The organism is Nocardia sp. NPDC004568 (assembly GCF_040609955.1).
Taxonomy (GTDB): domain Bacteria; phylum Actinomycetota; class Actinomycetes; order Mycobacteriales; family Mycobacteriaceae; genus Nocardia.
In genome coordinates, this window is record NZ_JBEXLL010000044.1 from 1 (window position 1) to 20,195 (window position 20,195).

The 20,195-nt window shown below is 64.7% G+C and carries 16 protein-coding genes; 4 read left to right on the forward strand and 12 right to left on the reverse strand.

Going from position 1 to position 20,195, the window contains the following annotated elements:
• Window positions 1-114 precede the first annotated feature (114 nt).
• Window positions 115-1,251 carry an NERD domain-containing protein gene (locus ABZV91_RS19780; RefSeq protein WP_355243534.1) on the reverse strand — a complete coding sequence of 379 codons (1,137 nt, stop codon included), beginning with the start codon at window positions 1,249-1,251 and terminating at the stop codon, window positions 115-117.
• Window positions 1,252-1,681: 430 nt separating this feature from the next.
• Between ABZV91_RS19780 and ABZV91_RS19785 the strand changes: the two genes are divergently transcribed.
• From ABZV91_RS19785 to ABZV91_RS19795, 3 genes are all read left to right on the forward strand, one after another.
• Window positions 1,682-4,987, forward strand: coding sequence for a sigma-70 family RNA polymerase sigma factor (locus ABZV91_RS19785; RefSeq protein WP_355243537.1), 3,306 nt, complete (start codon window positions 1,682-1,684; stop codon window positions 4,985-4,987).
• A gap of 110 nt (window positions 4,988-5,097) precedes the next feature.
• Window positions 5,098-5,973, forward strand: a complete 876-nt coding sequence (locus ABZV91_RS19790) for a hypothetical protein (RefSeq protein WP_355243540.1) — start codon at window positions 5,098-5,100, stop codon at window positions 5,971-5,973.
• The gene (locus ABZV91_RS19795; protein ID WP_355243543.1) at window positions 5,970-6,854 is read left to right on the forward strand and encodes a DUF6339 family protein; all 885 of its coding nucleotides are present in this window, start codon (window positions 5,970-5,972) and stop codon (window positions 6,852-6,854) included. The genes ABZV91_RS19790 and ABZV91_RS19795 overlap by 4 nt, the downstream gene beginning before the upstream one ends.
• Here ABZV91_RS19795 and ABZV91_RS19800 read toward each other — a convergent pair.
• Window positions 6,823-8,139: a DNA cytosine methyltransferase gene (locus ABZV91_RS19800; protein WP_355243546.1), complete on the reverse strand. Its 1,317-nt coding sequence runs from the start codon at window positions 8,137-8,139 to the stop codon at window positions 6,823-6,825. The genes ABZV91_RS19795 and ABZV91_RS19800 overlap by 32 nt on opposite strands.
• Window positions 8,136-9,143, reverse strand: a complete 1,008-nt coding sequence (locus ABZV91_RS19805; RefSeq protein WP_355243549.1) for a DNA cytosine methyltransferase — start codon at window positions 9,141-9,143, stop codon at window positions 8,136-8,138. The genes ABZV91_RS19800 and ABZV91_RS19805 overlap by 4 nt, the downstream gene beginning before the upstream one ends.
• Window positions 9,144-9,653: 510 nt before the next feature.
• Between ABZV91_RS19805 and ABZV91_RS19810 the strand changes: the two genes are divergently transcribed.
• A complete protein-coding gene (locus ABZV91_RS19810) occupies window positions 9,654-9,782 on the forward strand; it encodes a hypothetical protein (protein WP_355243552.1) in 129 nt (42 codons plus the stop codon).
• Window positions 9,783-9,828: 46 nt separating this feature from the next.
• Here ABZV91_RS19810 and ABZV91_RS19815 read toward each other — a convergent pair whose 3' ends face one another.
• From ABZV91_RS19815 to atzF, 9 genes are all read right to left on the reverse strand, one after another.
• A complete protein-coding gene (locus ABZV91_RS19815) occupies window positions 9,829-10,509 on the reverse strand; it encodes a response regulator transcription factor (protein ID WP_355243555.1) in 681 nt (226 codons plus the stop codon).
• Window positions 10,506-11,591 carry a histidine kinase gene (locus tag ABZV91_RS19820; RefSeq protein ID WP_355243558.1) on the reverse strand — a complete coding sequence of 362 codons (1,086 nt, stop codon included), beginning with the start codon at window positions 11,589-11,591 and terminating at the stop codon, window positions 10,506-10,508. Before ABZV91_RS19820 ends, ABZV91_RS19815 begins: the two co-directional genes overlap by 4 nt.
• Before the next feature lie 119 nt (window positions 11,592-11,710).
• A complete protein-coding gene (locus ABZV91_RS19825) occupies window positions 11,711-12,601 on the reverse strand; it encodes a CPBP family intramembrane glutamic endopeptidase (RefSeq protein WP_355243561.1) in 891 nt (296 codons plus the stop codon).
• A gap of 245 nt (window positions 12,602-12,846) precedes the next feature.
• Entirely contained in the window at window positions 12,847-13,635 is a 789-nt protein-coding gene (locus ABZV91_RS19830) for an ABC transporter permease (RefSeq protein WP_355243564.1), read from the reverse strand.
• Window positions 13,635-14,372, reverse strand: coding sequence for an ATP-binding cassette domain-containing protein (locus tag ABZV91_RS19835; RefSeq protein WP_355243568.1), 738 nt, complete (start codon window positions 14,370-14,372; stop codon window positions 13,635-13,637). Before ABZV91_RS19835 ends, ABZV91_RS19830 begins: the two co-directional genes overlap by 1 nt.
• Before the next feature lie 150 nt (window positions 14,373-14,522).
• Entirely contained in the window at window positions 14,523-15,005 is a 483-nt protein-coding gene (locus ABZV91_RS19840; protein ID WP_355243571.1) for a hypothetical protein, read from the reverse strand.
• Window positions 15,006-15,185: 180 nt separating this feature from the next.
• Window positions 15,186-16,418: a cytochrome P450 gene (locus ABZV91_RS19845; protein WP_355243574.1), complete on the reverse strand. Its 1,233-nt coding sequence runs from the start codon at window positions 16,416-16,418 to the stop codon at window positions 15,186-15,188.
• A complete protein-coding gene (locus ABZV91_RS19850; protein ID WP_355243577.1) occupies window positions 16,415-17,677 on the reverse strand; it encodes a cytochrome P450 in 1,263 nt (420 codons plus the stop codon). Before ABZV91_RS19850 ends, ABZV91_RS19845 begins: the two co-directional genes overlap by 4 nt.
• Before the next feature lie 781 nt (window positions 17,678-18,458).
• On the reverse strand, window positions 18,459-20,195 hold the full coding sequence (gene atzF / locus ABZV91_RS19855) for an allophanate hydrolase (protein ID WP_355243674.1): 1,737 nt from the start codon (window positions 20,193-20,195) through the stop codon (window positions 18,459-18,461).

Consider the following 20,195-nt stretch of genomic DNA (forward strand, 5'->3'; position numbering starts at 1 on the left):
CGACTCCAGCCTTGCCCACAACGCATCGGTCACTACCTCGTCACCCACGCTGGGATTGTCAAACACGCTGCGGGGCAGCGCAAGCTGTCACCAAAACTCATTCTGAACTGATCTCTAAGTGCGAACTTGGCTGACGATCTGCTCGGTGTTGCGGCAATTTCGCTTCATAGGCCCGTATACGGAACCCAATGAGAACAGATAGTCCCTGGCTTCGGGATCGAAAGAGTCCGTTTTGAGTACCTGGTTGTTCTGGTCGAGCATGAAGAGCCAGCGGCCTGCGGTGAGGCCATCGGAGAGCAGATTGTCGAGTTCGTCGAGTTCGGCGAAGGTCATCAGATCCTGGGCTTCGTCCACGATTAGGTGATCGAAGTGGCGATCGCGGACTTCGTCGAGCCGATGAAAGGGAAGGACGGTGACCTTCTGGTCGGCCAGGTCCAGGCTCAGGTGGGTTGCCAGTGTCCTACTTGCGCAGGTGAAAAGGACGGTGCCGGTCGCGGACTTCCGGCGCGCGGCCTCGGCGGCGAGGAACGTCTTGCCGGTTCCGGCTCCGCCGGTCCAGACCAGCCGTGGCATGGACTCCAGCTCGTCGAGCCTGTCCAGCTGTTCGGCGGTGAGGCGCTCGAAGGCAGCATCGAGATGCATCAAGCGGGACTGGAGGTTCGGGACCAGGTCGAACTCCGGCCGAATCGCATCGAGTATCTTCCGGCGAAGCGTGTCGGAAATCGGAGTATGCGCCCAGCGGTTCCGCGGCAGCCAGAAGCGGATCGCCCGGTCGATACCCAAGGCCAGTCCACGTCCGCCGTTGTAGGCGGTGGTTCCGAGGTATTGCTGAGGCTCGAACTCGGTGGTGCGATCGAGATCGACATCCGGCGTGATCACGAGGTATCCGCTGGCCACACCCTGGTTTCGAAGATCTCCGATCCGGGCACCGAGCAGACGCTCGATCTCGTGCATCCCCCCATTGGCCTGTGCGAATGGGCTCTCCCGAGCTTCCTCCCGACCGCGCGGGCCGTAGTACCAATTCCCGTCCTCGGTGCGGACTCGACCACCCTTCACCTCGATGAAGAGAAGTAGGTCGGGCATGATGACGACGAAGTCGATCTCGCCGACACGCTTCTTCTGGTGCCGGGGGAGATGGACGGAGTGCAGCGCAACGCTCTTCTCGTCGGCGATGTCTTTCAGCGCCTTGAACACACTGCGTTCAGCGGCGCTCACCGATCTGCTGGTGATCTCACTCGGAATGACCCGCATCAAACCCTCCCGATGGTCACGTGAACGTATCATCAAGGTACCGAGTCGAATCCGATCGGTGCGAGGATTCCAATGCGGAGATCTGGGTTGTTGGTTGTCCGGCGACCGATCGGCTACCTCAGGGCGGTGATGGAGGGGTGTGGGGTTGATGACCATCGATCCGGGCAGTGGATCCGGAGGGTGTATGACCGATTCTGGTCAGAGACTGTTGGCCACCCTCATCCACCGCTTTGTGCATGAGGGGGTTGCGCTCGAGACCGCCCTGAACCGCGTGGTGCGAGCCGCGCACCTCGACTCGGAACAGGCTCGGACCCTGTCCGCGGCAGTGACCCGGACGGCAACGTGCCGTGGGCCTTCCGAAGTTGGATCAGGAGGAGCGCCGAACGGAGCGGTCGACTCGCCTGGTGAGTTCGAAGGCCATGAGCATGTGATGGCCACCGGCGATGGGGAAGCGGCGGAGGAGGAGTCGGATCCAGACTTCGAAGTCCTACCACGGACTTCGCCTGTGCGGGATCTGAGCGCCGCTAGTCACGCCGCCGAGGCTCTACTCGAGGCGGATCGCCGCCGCAGCCATCCGGAGAAATATATTCTCAGTGCCGAGGAAGAAGTAGGGCTCTGCCTATTGTTCCGCGGAGACGAGGAACCTTCGGAACCACTACATAGCGGTTATATCGCTGGCTTCTCTGTAGAGGACGAGGAACATCGCGCATTTACGGCACTTGTTGTCCATAACCAAAAGCTCGTCCACAAGGTATTGAGAAATATGGGCCGTGTGCCTGCAAGTGATACGTATGATGACCTGGCGCAACACGGAATGTTCGGACTGATGCGTGCAGCCGAGAAATTTGATATTTCCCGGGGTTTCAAATTCTCTACCTACGCGATGTTCTGGATTCGGCAGAAAATAGACAGGGCAATTGCGGATGAAGGGTCTCTGATCCGGATTCCTGTGCATGTCTGGGACGGCATGGAGAAGTTGCGGCGGGAGCGGCGGGACCTCATCGCTCATGGGCGGAACCCCAATGTGGACGACCTTGCGCTGGCTTGTGATGTGCAACCGGAAAAGGTGCGGTACTGGATGCGCTTGCGGGAGATGAGGGCGGTGGCCTCGCTGGACAAAATCGTGGGCGAAGACACCACCCTCGGGGAGTTTGTATCCGGTGTTTTCCGCGGTTACCCTGGTCCCGAGGAAGAACTACAGCCTTTATTCGATCGGCAGGAAATATTACAGTTGTTCGACTCCTGCTTCCTGGACGAGAGGGCCAGGGAGGTTCTTTTACTTCGGTTCGGATTGGGTGACGGCCGAGAGTGGACGCTCGATGACATCGGCGAGTTCTTCGATGTAACACGCGAACGGATTCGGCAAATCCAAAATAACGCCCTGATGGAGTTGAATATTCAGGTAGGAGTGCTCCCGGATGACGATGTCGCTCGGCGCCGTCGATACAAGCGTGCTCGAAAAAAGGCTCGCGAATCTGAAAAACCGGCAGGTGGTACAAGGAGCTCTGCCGGAAATGGTAAATCAAGGCGAGGCGGAATTTTGCGTGAACTCCATGGTGAGTCGGCGAGAAGGAGTGGTGTTGGTGGGAGAGAACCAACGGTGAATCCGACGGTTACCGAGCTGGGTCGGCGATTGGCCGACCATATACGACGAACTGAGATGAATGAGAACGAATTGGCCGCGCGTCTGGGGGTGACGCCTGCTCTCGTAGCTGCCTGGTTGGCGGGGCGTTCGGAGCCGCGACCGGAAATTCTGGCCGAAGTACGCAAGATCCTGCGATCCGAGCATGATATTCGTGAGGAAATCGCTGAAGCTCCCCAATGGTCGGCCGAAACCGAAATAGGCTGGTACCACCGTCCTGGACATCTCGACGGTGGCCGGGAGTTCGGCAACGCGGCGGCTTTTGCTTTCGAAGCCGACCTGGAGGTACTTGCCAGAGAAGCGACGCAGAACAGTTTGGATGAGCGCATCCAGTCGAATGATCGGCCCGTGCGGGTTCGCTACACTCTGCACGAATTAACAGGCGACATGCTTGTACAGTTCCGTGACGCGATCCACTGGAACGATTTGCATCCGCACTACGAGGCCGCTGCGGCACAGGATCAGAAGGTCGGGCGCGTCATCAGGGCCGGCCTGAACGAACTATTCGAGCATGACCGGCTGGTCCTGCTTCGTGTCGACGATTACAACGCCACCGGTCTGACCGGTGACGACTACGAGGACGGCCGATTCGCTGCTGTGGTGCGCCGCCAACTCGAAAGCCGCAAATCAGATGCGGTTGCCGGGGGATCGTACGGTCTCGGAAAGGCGACTCTCTGGGCTACTAGCCAGCTGGGACTCGTCCTCATAAATTCCACTCTTTCCGAACCGCATGAGGGACGTACACGGCGGCGTGTTATCGGACGTCTCGATCTTCCGTGGCGAGAAGTGGGCGGTAGTAGATTTGCCGGACCGGCCTGGCTGGGACAACTCGATACTGGCGTAGGCAGCACCGAGGTTGCCCGTTCCTGGTGGGCCAACGAAGAGACAGTAGCGAAATTGCACCTTACCCGTGAAGATGATGAACCAGGCACCTCCTTCTTGATCGTTGGAGCGCATGACGTAGCGAGCCTTGCAGATGTCGGGCAGTATCCGGATGGTGATTCCGAGGATGATGAGGACAGCCTGGAGCGCATGCACCAGAGATTGGTTCGCGCACTCGGTCGTAACTTCTGGGCCGCGATGACCGACGGAGGGGATCGATCGGCTTTATTGGAAGCATCCGTGCGGACGCTGCGCAACGGTTCGGTGTGGATCGAGGAGCAAAAGGTCGAACCGCATCTCCACCAACCCGCGCGTGCCCGAGCCCTCCAGGCATTCCTCAACGGCACTACTGTGGATCGTCTCGTCGAGGCCGGTCAAGTTGCGCAGATCGCGGTGCCGTTGACGGTCCCCGAACGAGATGGCCGCTCCGGCGTCGTCGGCGAGCATCAGGCGGTGCTCCTCGTTACCGAGGCCACTGACGCCGATGGCAGGATCAACCAGGTCACTGCGATGCGCGGTAATCGCATGACAGTCAAGACCAGCAGGGTTCCTGACCTTCCACTGGGAACGAACCCATTTCAGGCGGTATTGCTCGCCGGCCGGGCGGCGGGGGAGAATGCGCCGTTCGCTGCCGAAGCCGAGTGGTTCCTCCGAGCCGCCGAGCCGCCAGAGCACAACAAGTGGGGTCAAACCGAAGAGTTGCGCATGCGCTACTCGCCCTCGGCGTACCGACGAATTGCCGCATTGACCACGGCAACCAACCGTGCGGTGCGCGAAGTGGTCGCGGTTCCGAAGGAGAAGAATCCAGGCGGCGTGGCGAACGTGCGTAAACGGCTCAGGATTTCGGGAAAGCCCCCGGCCAAAGGCAAGGGGGTAGCGTCTCCTCCGGAGCTCGACGAACTGGATGCCGTTATCGATGCTTCCGGAGCATGGCAGATCACCGCACAAATCAAGGTGCCGCCGGGAGGAGAGTCGTGGCGTATGCGTCCGGTCGCCAAACTCGAGGTTCGCTCCGGTACCCGCCCGGTTGTGAGATGGGCTGAGCTGGTTGCTGTTCATGACTGCGTACTGAACGACGGTGTACTGGAATTCGAGCCCGGAGTCCGCCGCGCTGCTTTCCGGGGCGTTACCGATGTATCCGAACATCCGGTGCGGGCTGTATTGACCGGGCTTGTGGTGGAACTCCACGACACCAGAGGCGGTGTGCGATGAGGGCTTACCCATACCCGCGACCGGTCGGTGTGGTGACGGCCCGAGTCACGGCCATTCGGCTGCGCGGCCCCGGCGACTGCCGTGAACAGCTGGATACTAAGGCCTACTCGGTGGTCGAGCAGGTGGTTGCGCTCGGCAGGGCTGAACGTGATGATTGGCAGACGGCAAGGCTATTTCTGAAGGTCGACGTACCCGATAGGGAGCTGGAACGTAAGGGCCACTGGTCGGACATCGTCGTTGTCGCGGTCCTGGCGGAGGGGGCAACAAACGCGCGCACGGTTGCCTTATTGACGCCTGGCGTGGCCGGTGCGGAAGGCTGGGTCGGGGAGATCGAACTCGATCGGGACCATCATCTGGACCGGGCTTCGCTGTCTGTATATGTGCTGGCCACCGTAGGCGGAACGCCAGGTCGGATCATCGCCTCCACTGAGCGAGATTGGATCGTCGACATGACTGCCGACGCGCCCCTCAGAGAACGACAACTGGACGTCAGCAAGGTAAGTTTCGCACGCAGCACCGAGTGGTTGACGAGTCTTCGCGATGCCCCCTGGGTGGTGGACACCTCGGGCCGAATGCCTACACTTCGCCTGAACTCGGACTTCGATGGCCTCGAGGCGCTGGTTGATGGTCAGGGTTCGAAGGCAGAGCGCGTGATGGGCGAGATGCTGATGGCTCAGATGTGCGCCGAAGTTTGGACCGCTGTGTTTCATACCGCGGTCGGCGACCTCGAAATCGAGGAAGATGGGACCCCGCTGTTTCCAGCTGACTGGCGCGGAGCAGTCTTACGCGAGATGCTTCCCTATGTTGTGCCGGGCCGGTCCGAACAAGACGCTCTACGCGAGGTACATCTTCGTCGCGAAGGCCAGGGTAGTTGGGCGGACCTGCAACCACGGATCCAGTACGCGGCCGCGCGCCGTGCTGATGTCCCGAAAACCCTGGCCACCACTATCCGTGCCATCGAACGATCCGATGAGGAGATTGTGTGACAACCCGTCCCGAGCACCTGCCGGAGCGGTTGGCTCTGCTTTCCGATACGCAGGCTGCTGAGTACCTCTCGAATGGACTGCTCGAGGGGCGCGAAGATGTTGCTTCTATCGCCCTCAATAAGGTTGCCGAGCCACTGCCGGGTGATGGCCAGCGCCTGGAATTGCATCGCGTGCGGGACCTGATCGATGACGCGATGACCAGGTTTCGTGGCGACCGTCCGACTGCGGCCGATGCGTGGCTGGCGCCTCGTCTCCACGAGACCCTCCGTTTGACGCGTCGGGAAGCGGCTGACAAGAGGTTCTGGACGTATCTGTCTCTCGGAGTAGCACCGGATTACGTCGTATGGCGCCATCTGCCAGAACCAAAACCGGACGGGCGTAGCCGCGTAGCACGTGACAAGTTTGTCGGTGCGCCCTATAAACAGGCGTTCGCGCGGCTTTGGTGGGCTGCTGAACTCTTCCGAGACGGTCCCGACTATCAACCCGTAGTCGTAGCTTGCAGCAACCAGGACATGCTCAACTCCGCTCTACGGCTCGATGTCATCGACCATCGTCCGACCGCTCTGGCGTTGATCAGGCTGATGGAACGGGGCACGATGCGTACCGGGCGCGAAGTCAATGCGTTGACTACTGCCGTCAACGCTGCAGCGGCCACGCTGATGTACGACGTGCTGGCGCCGGATGTGAGTCGTGACGGTCAGGCGCTACGTAATTGGATCGCCGCTGCCGATTCGGCACCTCCTTCGTCCAGGAGCCATCTGCCCGAGGGGCCTGAGGAAGAGAGGGCTCCGGACGAAGCGGTCGAGTGGCTGGCAGGCCATTTCGCCGAGTTGTTCGAGTACGTGCAGGTCAGAGGCAGGAAGCTCGAGGGGAGCGAGTGACCTGATGGGAAAACGGTGGACATTGGCTATGATCTCCACATCCGAGGCGCCGTAGTTCCTCAGTGGCGTCCCTGGCGGTTGTCGGCCATGTAGTAGCGGCCGATAGCTCCTCGGAGGAGGGAGCGTTGCCGCGTAATGCCATGCTGAGTATGTGCATGCCCAGCCGCGGGGGGACGGCATTACCTATCTGCTGCGCCTGGTCTTTGCCGGACCAGGGGAAATTATGAGGAAAGGTCTGCAACACGCCGGCTTCAGGGATGGTGAATCGGTCGGGGCGACCGGCGTCGAACTCCGCCGGGCTGGTGTACACCCGGTTCCGCGAGATCTTTCCCGTTACTGTGAAAGCGGGTTCGGTGGACAGCCGCATTCCTCTATTCTTCGGATCACCGCCGGAACCGTAGTTCGAGACGACGAAAAATTTCAATTCGGCCCCGGTGCGTAACCGTGTTACATCCACCGACGATCCGCTCGGTTTGCTCGCTTCTTCGAGGGCGTCTGCCATGGAGACCCAGCGCCGTCCGACCGCTGGAATCGCGGAATCGCTGAGCAGCGTGTCGCTTTGTGCCGCATCGCGTCGATCTCGACGCACATCGAACGGCAAATGAGTCGTCTCGATCCGTTCGATCCCGCCGCGCGTAGGTAGGCGGGCAACGAGAACAGCTCGCGTACGGGTCTGCGGTACACCGAACTGCTCTGTCTTCAACATGAAGCATCTGGTTTCATACTTGACGCCCGCCAGCCGCCCTTCACCACTGCCCAGTAGTTGGGCATAGACCTCCCAGAGGGGCATAACCGCGGGTACCTGTTCGAGAACGATCACCTCGTATGGATTGCGGCCCTTGGTTTCGATAGCTTTCAGAAGCCAACGCAGAGGTTCCAAAACCAAAGCAGTGCGGGGATCGTCGAGATCGTGCAACTCTTCGTCGATCGCAGCCTCATCCTCGCCGTTGACGAGCCGGTGGATGAATTGGGTCACGGTTGACAGCGCGCGGCGCCCCGCACCCTTTCCTGCGACAGAGAAGGATTGGCAGGGTGGCCCGCCGGTTAGTACATCGACCGAACTGGGGATTTCATCGAATCGGGTTTCACGAATTACCCGCACATCGCCATGAATAGTCGGCAGTCCTGCCGCGTAGCGCGTTTCACAGGCATTCTGGTCCAGCTCGATCCCGATGCTCTTGTAGCCCAAGAAATGCGCCGCCACATCGAGTCCACCAGGACCCGCGAAGAGGTCCAGGATTCGGGCATCGCTGCGATGATGGGACTGCGGGCCGGGACTGCTCATGGGGTTGAAGTGTAGCCGGCGACAGGTGACTCAGAATCCCCCAGTGCGGAACGGATAGCCAACCCAAGTGCTTTGCCCACTGGAGGTGGGGACGCCTGCCCGATCTGTCGATAGCGGGCAGTCTTCTTGCCTGCGAATTTCCAATCCGGCGGGAACCCCTGCAGGATTGCGGCCTGGCCCGTTGTGATCCTGACCATGCCCTTCCGTCCCAACTCTGGGGCCCAGACGAAGTTCTCGCCGGGAACATCATCAGCGATGGTGCTCCCATCGACTCCCATCCGGGCCCATGCTCTCCTCGATCCAGATGGTCCGAGATCTGCTCCCCCTCTCCTATCGGAACCACCGACGAGAGTTGGGGCAATTCTCTTTGCTTGGCCAACCCAGTGATCGGCTCCGGCCCAACCCCGTGCTGCCATCGATGGGCCCAGGGCTGTGCCGACAGACTGATGTTCGCGCACTGTCGGCTCCGGCTGGCGAAACCTGCGGAAGTACGGCTCTTCCAGCGCTACCAGCACTCCTTGTTTGCGATCTTGGGGTACCCCGAAGTCGGCTGCATTCAGGATGTACCAGCCGAACCCGTAGCCGAGATGTTCGAGTTCGTCACGGATGAAGTTGCGAATGGGTTCGTAGCCGGGCGCGTTAACCAGACCCGGTACGTTCTCGATAAGCAAGGCCCGCGGCTGCAGGTCATGCATCAGGTATAGCGTCGCTTTCAGCAGGAGCAATTCTGCCTCCCATTCGGTCCGGGATACTGCCGCGCTCGATTTGACGCGAGGCAATCCTGCTGATAGCAGATCGATGTCCTGCGCCTGCGGGTGCGTTGAGAGCGTAAATTCCCGCAGGTCAGTCTGCGAAATCTGCCACTTCGGACGGTTCAAGCGAAGTGAATCACAGGCCGCAGGCCAGCTGTCCATGAGCAGCGCGGGTTCAAAGCCGGCCTGTTCCAGGCCCAGTGCCAATCCGCCTGCTCCCGCACATACATCGACAACTGTCAGTTTGGTCATCGGAACCTGCCCTTCGTGGCCAGTCTGTCTCGGCAGCCTGTAGATCATGGTGGACTGCTTCTTCGAGCTCTCGGTGGGGACGTCCGGCCCGAGAATTCGTCGTGCCCAGTCCTGTCTGCCTATCCTCTCCTCGGATGACTGAACGCTTTCTCCAGTATGCGTCGACTGATAGCCATCATGGCTTGCATCGGATTGCTCCGCAGTCCGTTTCGTTCCGCTCCGCGGATTGCTATCGTCCGCCACCGCATCTCCAGCTGAGTTCGTGCAGCAGCACTCTCTGGGGAGGGGACGGTCTTGAGGTTGTGCCGGTAGTGTGCGCATCTTCACAAGGTGGGTTACCCCGATCCGGAACAGTAGAGACTGCGCTCCGCTCAGGGGGCAACGGTCATGAGACGAGGGAGCCGGGGAAAGGAAGGGCCTGTCCATCGAACAGGCCGCCGTGTACCGCTGGAACATCCACAACGGGACCGGGGTGCTGTTCCGGGCGATGGTTCACTGGCGTGGTTTCACATGTCCAGCGTCGCGCAGTCCGATGTGCTGACTCTGCAGCAGGGCGATGTGGTCGACGCCGAGATCGAGAACGTACCCCAAGGCGAGTATGCCGGTCGCGCCGTATCGGTGCGGCGCCACGCACGGTGACCATCAGTAGCCTGTAAGCCACTGTTGACGGTGGACATTCTCATGGTCAGGGGACCGGGGGCCGGCCGAGTGAACGTAGATAGATCAGCGTCGCCTGGACTCGTCGATCACCGTCGAGGAGGGGGAGTTTCGCGAATATGGCGCCGATGTGTTTACGCACGGCGGCTTCCGAAACCGTCAGCACCTCCGCTATGCCGGAATTCGTCTTACCTTCCGCCACCAGTGCGAGCACTTCCCGTTCACGAGCGGTGAGGTCGGCCAGGGGAGTGCGGTGCCGGCTCGACTTGACGAGGGCTCGAACGACCTCGGGGTCGACGATCGTTTCGCCTGCGGCGACCCGGGAGATGGTGTCGAGGAACTGCCGAACGTGTCCGACACGCTCTTTCAGGAGGTACCCCACACCGGCGGTCGAATCATCGCCGAGTATGTCGTCGAGGTACGCGACTGAAACGTACTGTGACAGAACCACTATCGGTAGGCGTGGATCGCGACGGCGTAGTTCAGCGGCGGCGCGGAGACCGTCATCGGTGCCGGTCGGCGGCATCCGGACATCGGTGATCACCAGGTCAGGCGTGTAGGCCGCATAGGCATCGAGGAGACCCGGTGCGTCGCCGACCGCCGCGCTCACCTCGTGCCCCGCCGAGGTGAGCACACTTTCCAGCCCGGCGCGTAGCAGCGGGCTGTCCTCGGCCAGCACGATCCGTAGTCGAGAGGGTGGGGCCGTCACACTGTGCACTCCATCCGGATGGTGGTCGGTCCGCCGGGTGGGCTGGACACCGTCAGTTGTCCGTCCAGGGCCGCGAGGCGGCGTTGTAGGCGGTCGAGGCCGTGGCCGCCCACGATGTGGGCGCCGCCCGGTCCGTCGTCGGTGATGCTCACAATCCACTGTGTACCGGTGTGGGTGCCGTGGAGGTCGACTCGGGTGGCGTCGGTGTGTCTGGCGACATTGGTGAGGGATTCGGCAGCGAAGACGTAGGACATGTGTTCGACCGCAGGTGGCAGCCGTTTACTTGGGGCGGATGCGTCGTCGAGGTCGATGCGGATATCGAGTGGTAGGTCCGCCGCGAGATCGATCAGAGCCGGCCCCAGGCCGCGTTCGGTGAGGACCCGGGGCGAGAACCCGCGCAGGACGGCTCGCAGTTCGCTCAGGGTTTCGTCGACCTGTCGGTGGGCTTCGGCGGCGACGCGGCCGGCGAGTCCGTTCGCGTCCTGGGATTCGGCCAGGCCGAGGGTCATCGACAGGGCGACGAGTCGATGCTGGACACGGTCGTGTAGTTCGGATTCGAGGAGGTCGCGCTCGAACCCTTCTGCTTCCAGCAGCGCGGAGCGGGAGTTCTCGATGCGGACCGCTTCGCGCCGCCAACGGTCGGTATCGGGGGCCAGCAGCGCCCGGGCCACCAGCGCTTCGAGCGCCGACCAGGCGCTGAGGAGTATCAGCAGGAGGAGTGCGGCGACGAAACCCACGCCTGTGCAGATCCATGCTTCCGCGGGCTCGTCGACCACCCAGGGGCCGAGGACGAAGTAATCACCCCGGACGAGGAGCGGCGCGGCGAGCAGGACCGCGACGATGGTGGAGCCGAGCACCGTCAGGCAGCACACCGCGCCGCCGAACACGGTGGTGGCGACGAGGTAGGTGGCGTGCCGGGCGGTGGGCAACCGGCGCTCGGCTGCCGCGACCCGCACCCGGGCCGCGGTGTGGTCCGCGGTGCCGGGGTCGACGAGTCGGAGCCGAGCGCACTGCAGCCGCAGCATCGGCTCCCACAGGGCGGCCCGCAGATCGCGGGTGAGCCCGAGCAGTACTACCGGCACGAAACCGGCTGCCGTGGCTGCCGCGAGGAGGCCCCCGCAGAGCACGGAGAGCAGCGCGCACCACGGCCATCGGGAGACGAATAAGCGTGGGCCTGACCGAAGTGCGGACCCCATCGCGGTCACTGCCGGACTCCCGCCGTCGTCGCCGGTTGCGCGCTCTGTGGGCCGCCGCGCTTCGTCGCTATGACGATCCACGCGACCACGGGCGAATATGCTGCGCACATCAGCAGCGTAGTGGCGGCGCCGGAGGGGTCGGCGGTACCGGCGAACAGTTCCAGTCCCAGCGCCAGCACGAGGTTGCTTCCGCCGTGTAGTAGGGCCGGTGGCCACACCGACCCGCTGCGCACCCACAGCCAGCCGATCACGAATTCGAGTTCGATCGACAGCGGCAACCACAGCAGCATGGCGATGAACGCGTCGGCGGCGGACCCGCCCGCGCCCAGATACCCCACCCAGGGCAGGGGCCAATGCCACACACCCCAGATCACGCCGGTCGCGAAGGTGGTGAGTACGGGACGACCGGGCACGAGACGATCGCGCAGGTAGGTGGTCCAGCCGAATTCCTCACCGAAGAAGATCGGCGCGGCCACGATCGGGATGATCGGCGCGAGCGCCAGAAACAGTACATGGCCGGAATCGAAGTCTCCCGCCTCGGGACGCCACATTCCCAGTGCCGCCGCGAGCCCGAGCGCGACAGCGAGAACACCGAGCGGGAGCAGCGCGGCGATCAGGTACGAGCGCCACTGCCGGGTGAGCCGTAGCCGCAGACCGGCATCGGCGAAACCCTCGCGGGTGATCCACCGCCGGGTGCAGATCGCGGCGAGCGCCGGGACGAAAGCGCCGGTCAGTAATTGGATGACCGGATTGTCGAGGGTGTACCCGGCCGCCCCGGCGATCCCCCACGGAATCCACGCGCCCGCGAACGCGAGCACGAGGAACCAGAGAATGCCCTTGCGCCGTGTCCGGGAGCCGCGCTCGAGCGGCTCCCGGTCGGTCAACGCTGTAGTCATGCCCCTATTACAGAGGGGCCGCCGCGGGAAGTCGGTGGTGAACAGGACCGTTTCATGGTCGCGTACGCGCTACCTCCGGGGTCGAAGGTTCGACGCCCGTGGTGACCAACTACGCCGTGGTGTCCTCTCGACTCGCGGACTCAGGGTCCACACCGCGCGAAAGCAGTGGGTGGACGAAGCGGCGCCGGGCGAATGCGGGTGCCGACCGACACCACCTCGGTGCCGTACGCGGACTTCCTGCGGCGCTAGTGACCCGTGGTGTCGGTGCGGGCGAGCCGAATCGTGCCGATCGCGAAGATCGCCACACAGACCACCGCGAAGTAGAGCAGCGATCCGCTCTCCCCGCCGAACAGACTCTCGATGGTCGTCAACTGCCCCACCCCCAACTCCCCGTTCTTGAACGGCGACAGCTGTTGCAGGGTCACCCCGAAGTCCCCGGGTACGAAGGTCACGAAGACCTCGATCCCGAATTTCCACAGCAGCACGATCATGACCACCAGGCCCGGTTTCGGGACGAGGGCGGCGATTCCCAAGCCGAGTGCGGTGATCAGGAGTGTGTAGAGCGGAACCCCGATCAGCAGTTTCACACCGTCGCCCGAGAACACCTCGACCTTGCCCCAGATCTCGGGGAACAGCCGCGGGAAGGCCCACAGGATGAGGAAGGTGACGACGGCGGCGGTGGCGGCGGCGATCACACCGAAGACGATCAGTTTCGCGATCGGCAGGATCCAGCGGCGGGTCTGGATGCCGAAAACCGTTTCGACCGTGTTGTCCTTGAATTCCGCGCACAGCGAGGACACCCCGCCGGCCATGAGGATGAAGGACGAGAAGACGAGGATCCAGTAGGCCGCGTTGTTCGTATCCATACCGCCGGCACCGTCGAGAATATTGGATCGGCTCGCGGTGGCGATACCGAAGTTGAGGCCGAAGGGGATCACCACCGCGAGGGGGACGACGGCGTGCCAGACCGGGCTGCGCCAGGAGAGTTTGGCGAGTTCGCTGCGGACGGCTCGGAGGATGTAGGTGGCGAGCATTATCGCGTCCCTCCGGTGGCGGCGTATTCGACGCTGTCCTTTGTTATCTCGACGTAGGCCGATTCGAGAGGGCGGGGTCCGGAGCCTGCCGTCACCAATTCGTCCTTACTCGTATCGGACAGGACTCTGCCCTTGCCCATGATGACCACGCGGCTGCCGGTGATCTCTACTTCGGTGAGGTTGTGGGAGGCCACGAGCAGGCATTTGCCTTCGGCGGCCAGGCCGAGGAGTAGTTCGCGCAGCCAGATGATGCCTTCGATATCCAGTCCGTTGGCCGGTTCGTCGAGGACCAGCGTTTTCGGGTCGCCGAGCAGGGCCGAGGCGATACCCAGGCGTTGCAGCATGCCGTAGGAGAATTTGCCGACGGGGCGTTTCGCGACCCGATCGAGGCCGACCCGGCCCAGGACAGGGCCGATTTCCGAGGTGGCCAGGCCGCCCAGCCGGGCCTGCCAGCGGAGGTGTTGTTCGGCGGTGTGGCCGCGATTGCGGGCGAAAGCGCCGAGACTGAAACCGATTTCGCTGAGGGTGTCGCGGAAATCGCGCAGTCCGCTGCCGTTCACCGAGATCGTACCGGAACCGGTGCGGGTCAGACCGGCGATCATCCGCATCACCGTGGTTTTCCCGGCGCCGTTCGGTCCGAGCAAATAGGTTATCGAGCCCTGCTCGGCCTCGAAGGTGACGTCGTCGACGGCGAGTTTCTCGCCGAAGCGTTTGGAAACGCCACGAACGCTGATCATAGGGAATCCTGGGTGACTGGTGCGGGTTGTCGCCGGGAACTCGGGTCCCAGCGATCGTTTCGGAGATGCGATGCGTGAACGCCCGCGCGGGGTGGCGGCCCCGAGTCGAATATCCGCCGGGCCTGCCGCTCCGGCGGGCGTATCCGCGGCTCAGTACCCGAAATCAGGGTTGCCCTGGCACTGGATATCCGCGCAGATGGCCTTGAAATCGTACTTCCACAGGCCGTTTTCCCGGATGTAGTAGTACACGCTGCTGGTCGCCGGGAAACCGGCCATCACACCGTGCACATTGACCGTCATCGTATTGCCGGAGATATTGATCGGGGCGAGAGCGCGGCCCTGGATGGAGAAGAAGTCCATGGTCTTGCTGGTCTCCATGACCCGCTCGAGTGCCGGGCGGGCGGCGGGACCGTTGAAGGTCACCTCGACCTTGGGGTCCATGCCGATATTCGGGTTCCAGAACGCGGCGAACTGCTTCTCGAGCTGTGTCAGGCTCGGGACTTCGTCGCGGATGTAGAGGTCCGCGGCCTTGGAGTCCCGGATGGAGACATCGGCCGACGCGGGGTGAGCGAGGCCGAATCCCATGAGTGCGGTGAGAATACAGACAGCGGCGATTCTGATGAACTTGGACATGACGGCCCCTTCTAAGACCAACCGGCGAACCGATGCGACCGGGGCGGTGTCCGCGGTGGTGCGTACCTCGTCCGCCGGCGCAGCCCGGATGGGTGGACGCAAGGGCGGCACCCACTCGGGTAATGCGAAACGCTAGCGATCACTCTTAGGTTAGTCAATCCTAAGTCTTGTGGGGCGGGCTCAGATCACGACCGGCAGGGTGCGGTGTCCATTGGTGACCAGGCTGGGGACGTTGCCGAGGGTGCCGGGGTCGGCGGCCAGTCGCATCTCCGGGAAGCGTGCGAAGAGGGCGGGCAGCGCGACCGCGGCCTCGAGCCGGGCCAGCGGGGCGCCGAGGCAGTGGTGTACGCCGTGGCCGAAGGCCATGTGGTCCTTGGTCTGCCGGGTCGGGTCGAAGGTGTCGGGACGGTCGGCATGGACCCGTGGGTCGCGGCCGGCGCCGGCCAGCCCGGCCAGGATGGCATCGCCCTCGGCGATGCGGTAGCCGTCGGGCAGCTCGATATCGGTGCGGGCGAAACGCATCGGCATATGGGCGATCGGAGGTTCCCAGCGCAGAGTCTCCTCGATGATGTCGGCCCAGTCGAGCTGCCCGCCGAACGCGGCGGCGCGGTGCTCGGGATGGGTGAGCAGGGCGTAGACGGCGTGATCGAGGAGATTGGCGGTGGTCTCGTGGCCGGCGACGATGATGAGCAGCAGGGTGTCGCCCAGTTCCTGCTCGCTGAGTTTCGTCCCGTCCTCGTCGTGGGTGGTCATGAGGACGGTGGTGAGGTCGTCACCGGGGTTGCGGCGCTTGTAGTCCAGGAGTTCGTGCAGGGTGGTGTAGAGACCGGCGAAGTTGGCCTGCGCCTGCTCCGGGGTCAGGGTGGTGTCGAGGGTGCCGCCGGCGTAGGTGCGCAGGGCGGCGGACAATTCGGCGGGCACACCCATCAGTTCGCCGATCACCCGGATCGGGAGGGCGCAGGCGAAACGGTCGCGCAGGTCGACGGGCCGATCGGCCGGAGTGGTGCCGATATCGTCGAGCAACTCGGCGGTGATGGCCTCGATCCGGGGCCGCAGCGACTGCGTGCGACGGTGGGTGAACGCGGGAGCCACCAGCTTCCGCAGCCTCCGGTGATCGTCACCGTAGGCGGTGAGCAGATTGGATACGGCGACCCACGGCCACATCACCCAGTCCTGCGGGATCTCGCCGGTGTGCATGGCGGGCCAGTGCCGGTGGGCGTCCTTGGAGACCCGGGGATCGGTGAACAGCTTCTCCAACAACTCGGCATCGACCACCGACCAGGCGGGCACGCCGCCGGGGAGTTCGGTCCGGGCCATCCGGCCCCGGGCCCGGATCCGATGGATCTCGGTGTGGAAATCGGCGCCGGCGGGGCCGAGTACCAGTGGTTCGGTCTGCGACTGCTCCTGGGTCATCGAGGTGCTCCTGTCATCGGGGTCAGGGGAGCGGACGGGGGGAACTGCACGGGGAGTGAACTCAGGGCGCGCTGGAACAGACCCGGGCGCCAGGTCAGGTCCTCGGCGGGGACGGCGAGTTCGATCTCCGGCAGGGCGTCGAGCAGCTGGTCCACCGCCTCGCCGGCGATGATGCGCGCGATGTTCTCGGCCGTGCAGGCGTGACTGCCCTGGCCCCAGGCGAGATGGGAGCGGTTGCCGATACGTTCGCCGCTACCGATCCGCGGATCGGTGTTACAGGCGGCGATGCTGATCACCACCGGCTGATCGGCCGGCAGCCAGGTGTTGCCGATGAGGATCGGCTGGCGCGGGTAGGAGGTGCAGAAGTTCGGCAGCGGCGGGTCGGCGAAGAGCACCTCGTCGATGGCGTCGCGGGTCGACAGCGAACCGCCGAGCATATGACTGCCGAACCGCTCGTCGATGAGTATGAGCCGCAGGGTGGTGGTGATCAGCGAGGTGGTGGGCTCGGTACCGGCGGCGTACACCAGGGCCGCCTGCTGCACCATCTCCATATCGTCGAGCCGGGATTGGTGCTGCATCATCCAGGAGGTCACATCCCGGGCCGGGCAGGTGCGCTTCTGTCCGACCACCTCCATCAGGGCCCCGGCGAAACGCATATTTCCCTCGGCGGCGCTCTCCGCGGAGGTGGCGTCCAGGATCGCCGCCATCCCCTCGAACGCGGTGTGCCCGGCTTCCGGTGAGAGACCCATCAATTCGGTCAGCGTGGCGAAGGTCAGTGGAAACGCGTATTCCGTGCGCAGGTCCGCCGTGCCGGTCGCGCAGAAATCGTTGATCAGCGGGATCGCCAGCCGTTCGATGGTGGCACGCAGCTGATGCAGATCCACCGCCTCGAGCCCCGCGACAATGGGCGCGCGCAGGCGGGCGTGCTCCTCGCCGGCCGAACGCAGGGCATTGGGCCGATACTCCATCATCGGTAGCAGTGGGCAATCCGGGGGCACGGTCTCCTGCCAGCGGCGCGGGTCGGCCGGGAAATGGTCGGGGTCGTGCAGGATGCGCAGGGCGTGGCGATATCCGACGACGAGTGTCGCGGGGACGCCCGGGGCCAGATCAACCGGCACCAGCGCGCCGTACCGGCGCCGCATCTCCCGGTACGCACCGGCGGGGTCGGCGGCGAACTCGGGTGCGTAGAGCGGCACGCGCTCGCCGTCGGGGGCGAGGGGCGACCCCTGGGTGGCCGGACGCGTGGACGGAATCGACATGGTCACGTACTCCAAAGCGGATCGATGGTTCGGTCGAAGGCCCCGGGTACGGGGGGTTCCTGCGCACCGCAGCGCGACGACGGACGCAAGCGCGAACACGTCTTCCGTGCGCTGTTCGGTGAAGCGGAACGATCACGGGGCGGTCCGGGCGACGACGGACGGGGGACGGTGACCGGCCGTCTTCGTCACCGGTGAGTCGGGCCGGGGCACCGCGCGGTGACGGGGCCACCGGCCGTCGATAATCGAGGGCCGCCCGGCCGGGAGCCGCGGATCCGAGCGACCTCGCGCGTATGGCGAGCCGGATGCCTCCTGGACACCCGGCGGCGGGTGAACAGGAGCGGCGCCGCGCGGCGGGTGGGCCCGCCGCACCGGCGGATGTCCCGCGGACGGGATTCGGGATGCCCACCGGAGGGCCCGAACATCGGTGTACCCGGCCGGTTCGTCACACACCCGGGGAGATCGCGGGCGGGCATAGGGTCGCGGGGGAGGGAGGGGCCGGGCGGCGGCGGTGGCACGGCGCGCTCCGGCACAACGAATCCCTCCCGCTTCGTCAGGTCATTACCAACGCGAATTATAGTCCAGCACTACGTGTTACGTGCGGTGAGCGAGTACGCCGCAGGTCACCGGTCCGGCAGTGAAGCGACCCGCGTTCGCTGGTCTCGCGGGTGGTCGATGGCCACCCGGCCGTTCCTGCTCCGCAGGCTGCCCTGCAACCCTCATCGGGAACGGCCGGGTGACGCCGTGCGGTTGGACGGGCCGCACGGGGTCTCGGGCGGAGGGGTCAACGATCGGCGTTCAGGTAGTTGCGCCACCCTCCGTATTCGGTGATATCCGTTGCCTCGCGCGCGGATTCGTAGTCACAGGCGAATCCGGTGACCCAGCGCCCATCCTCCAGTTCCACCTTTCCCAGTGTCATGGGCGCGGGCAGGTTGCTCAGGAAGGTTCCGAGGGCGGCGGGGGAGAGCCGGTACAGCTCGCCGGGCAGCGCGCGGCCGGATTCCGCGCCGACCCGGAGCATGCCGGGCTTGGGCGGATCGGCGGGCAGTGCGACCATGCGGTACGCCGCCGCGGTGGTCACTTCGCCGAGGAATCGGGCCCGCGCCTGTTCCAGCTGGTGGTGCAGGGGCAGGCCGCGCAGATGGGCGCCGACGACCAGCAGATCGGTGCCGGTGCCGGTGAGCAGCGGGGCGGGGGTGTCCAGCAGCCGCGCGGCCAGTTCGATACCCACCTGGTCGGCGAATGCCGGGGTCACCAGCATGACGCCGAACGGGTCGCCTGTCGCGGTCTCCTCGCCCGGCACCGCGACCGCGGCCAGGTCGAGCAGGTTGCAGAAATTGGTGAAAGTGCCCATCCGGCTGTTGATCGCCACCGGTTCGGCGGTGACCGCGGCAATGGTCGGATGCTCGGTGGTGGTGGGCAGGAGCAGAGCGGGGTACTCGGCGAACAAGCGGCGCGCGGCCGCGGCCGCGACGGTGAGACGACCCAGATCGGTGACGTATTCGTGGGCGGCGGGTCGCGCCGCGCCCGCGACGATCCCCGCGACCACCGGATCGGCGCCCTCCGGTTCCCCGGCGAGGAATTCGCCCATCGCGGCATAGCGCTGGGCCACGATGGCGCCGTCGTAGAGAAGTTTCGCGGCGTCGAGCAGTTCGCCGATATCGACCGTGGCGACCTCGCCGCCACCGGCCCGCCAGCGCGCGACCGTGGCGTCGAAGGCGGCCCGGTAGGCGGGGGACAGGGCGGACAGATCGTGGTCGGCGGGGATCGCGAGGGTGGCCCGGGCGGGCGCGCCCAGGGGAGTGTCGGCGGGCCAGGCGCGGGAACGGGGGTCGGCAGGGTCCGGGCCGATCATGGCGGCGGTCACCTCGGTGGCGAGGGCCAGCTCACGGGCGAAAACGGTGACCACGTCGTAGTCGGGGCAGGCGGGGGCGACACCGGTGGTGGAGACCAGGCCGAGGGTCGGTTTGACGCCCACGATCCCGTTGAGCGCGGCCGGTACCCGGCCGGATCCCGCGGTATCGGTACCCAGCGCCGCGTCGACCATGCCGAGCGCGACGGCGACGGCCGACCCCGAGCTGCTGCCGCCGGAGACACGGTCGGGGAACAGGGCGTTGCGGACCGCCCCGTAGGGGCTGCGGGTACCCACCAGGCCGGTGGCGAACTGGTCGAGATTGGTCTTGCCGAGGACGAGCGCGCCCTGGTCGATCAGCCGGGCCACAGCGGGAGCAGTGTGCTGCGGCGTGGTGGCGAAACCGGGGCAGGCGCAGGTGGTGGGGATCCCGGCGACGTCGATATTGTCCTTGACCGCCAGGAGCACCCCGGCCAGCGGCAACCGCTCACCCTGCGCGAGGCGGGCGTCGAGCGCGGCGGCCTCGGCCGCGACCTCGACCTCGGCGCGCAGGGTGATCCAGATTTCCGGACGGTCGTGCTCGCGGATGGTGCGGTAGGCGCGGGCGACCTTGGTGGCCACGCCGATCGGCGTATCCGTCGCCGGTTCGGCCAGCGGTAGTTGCTCCAT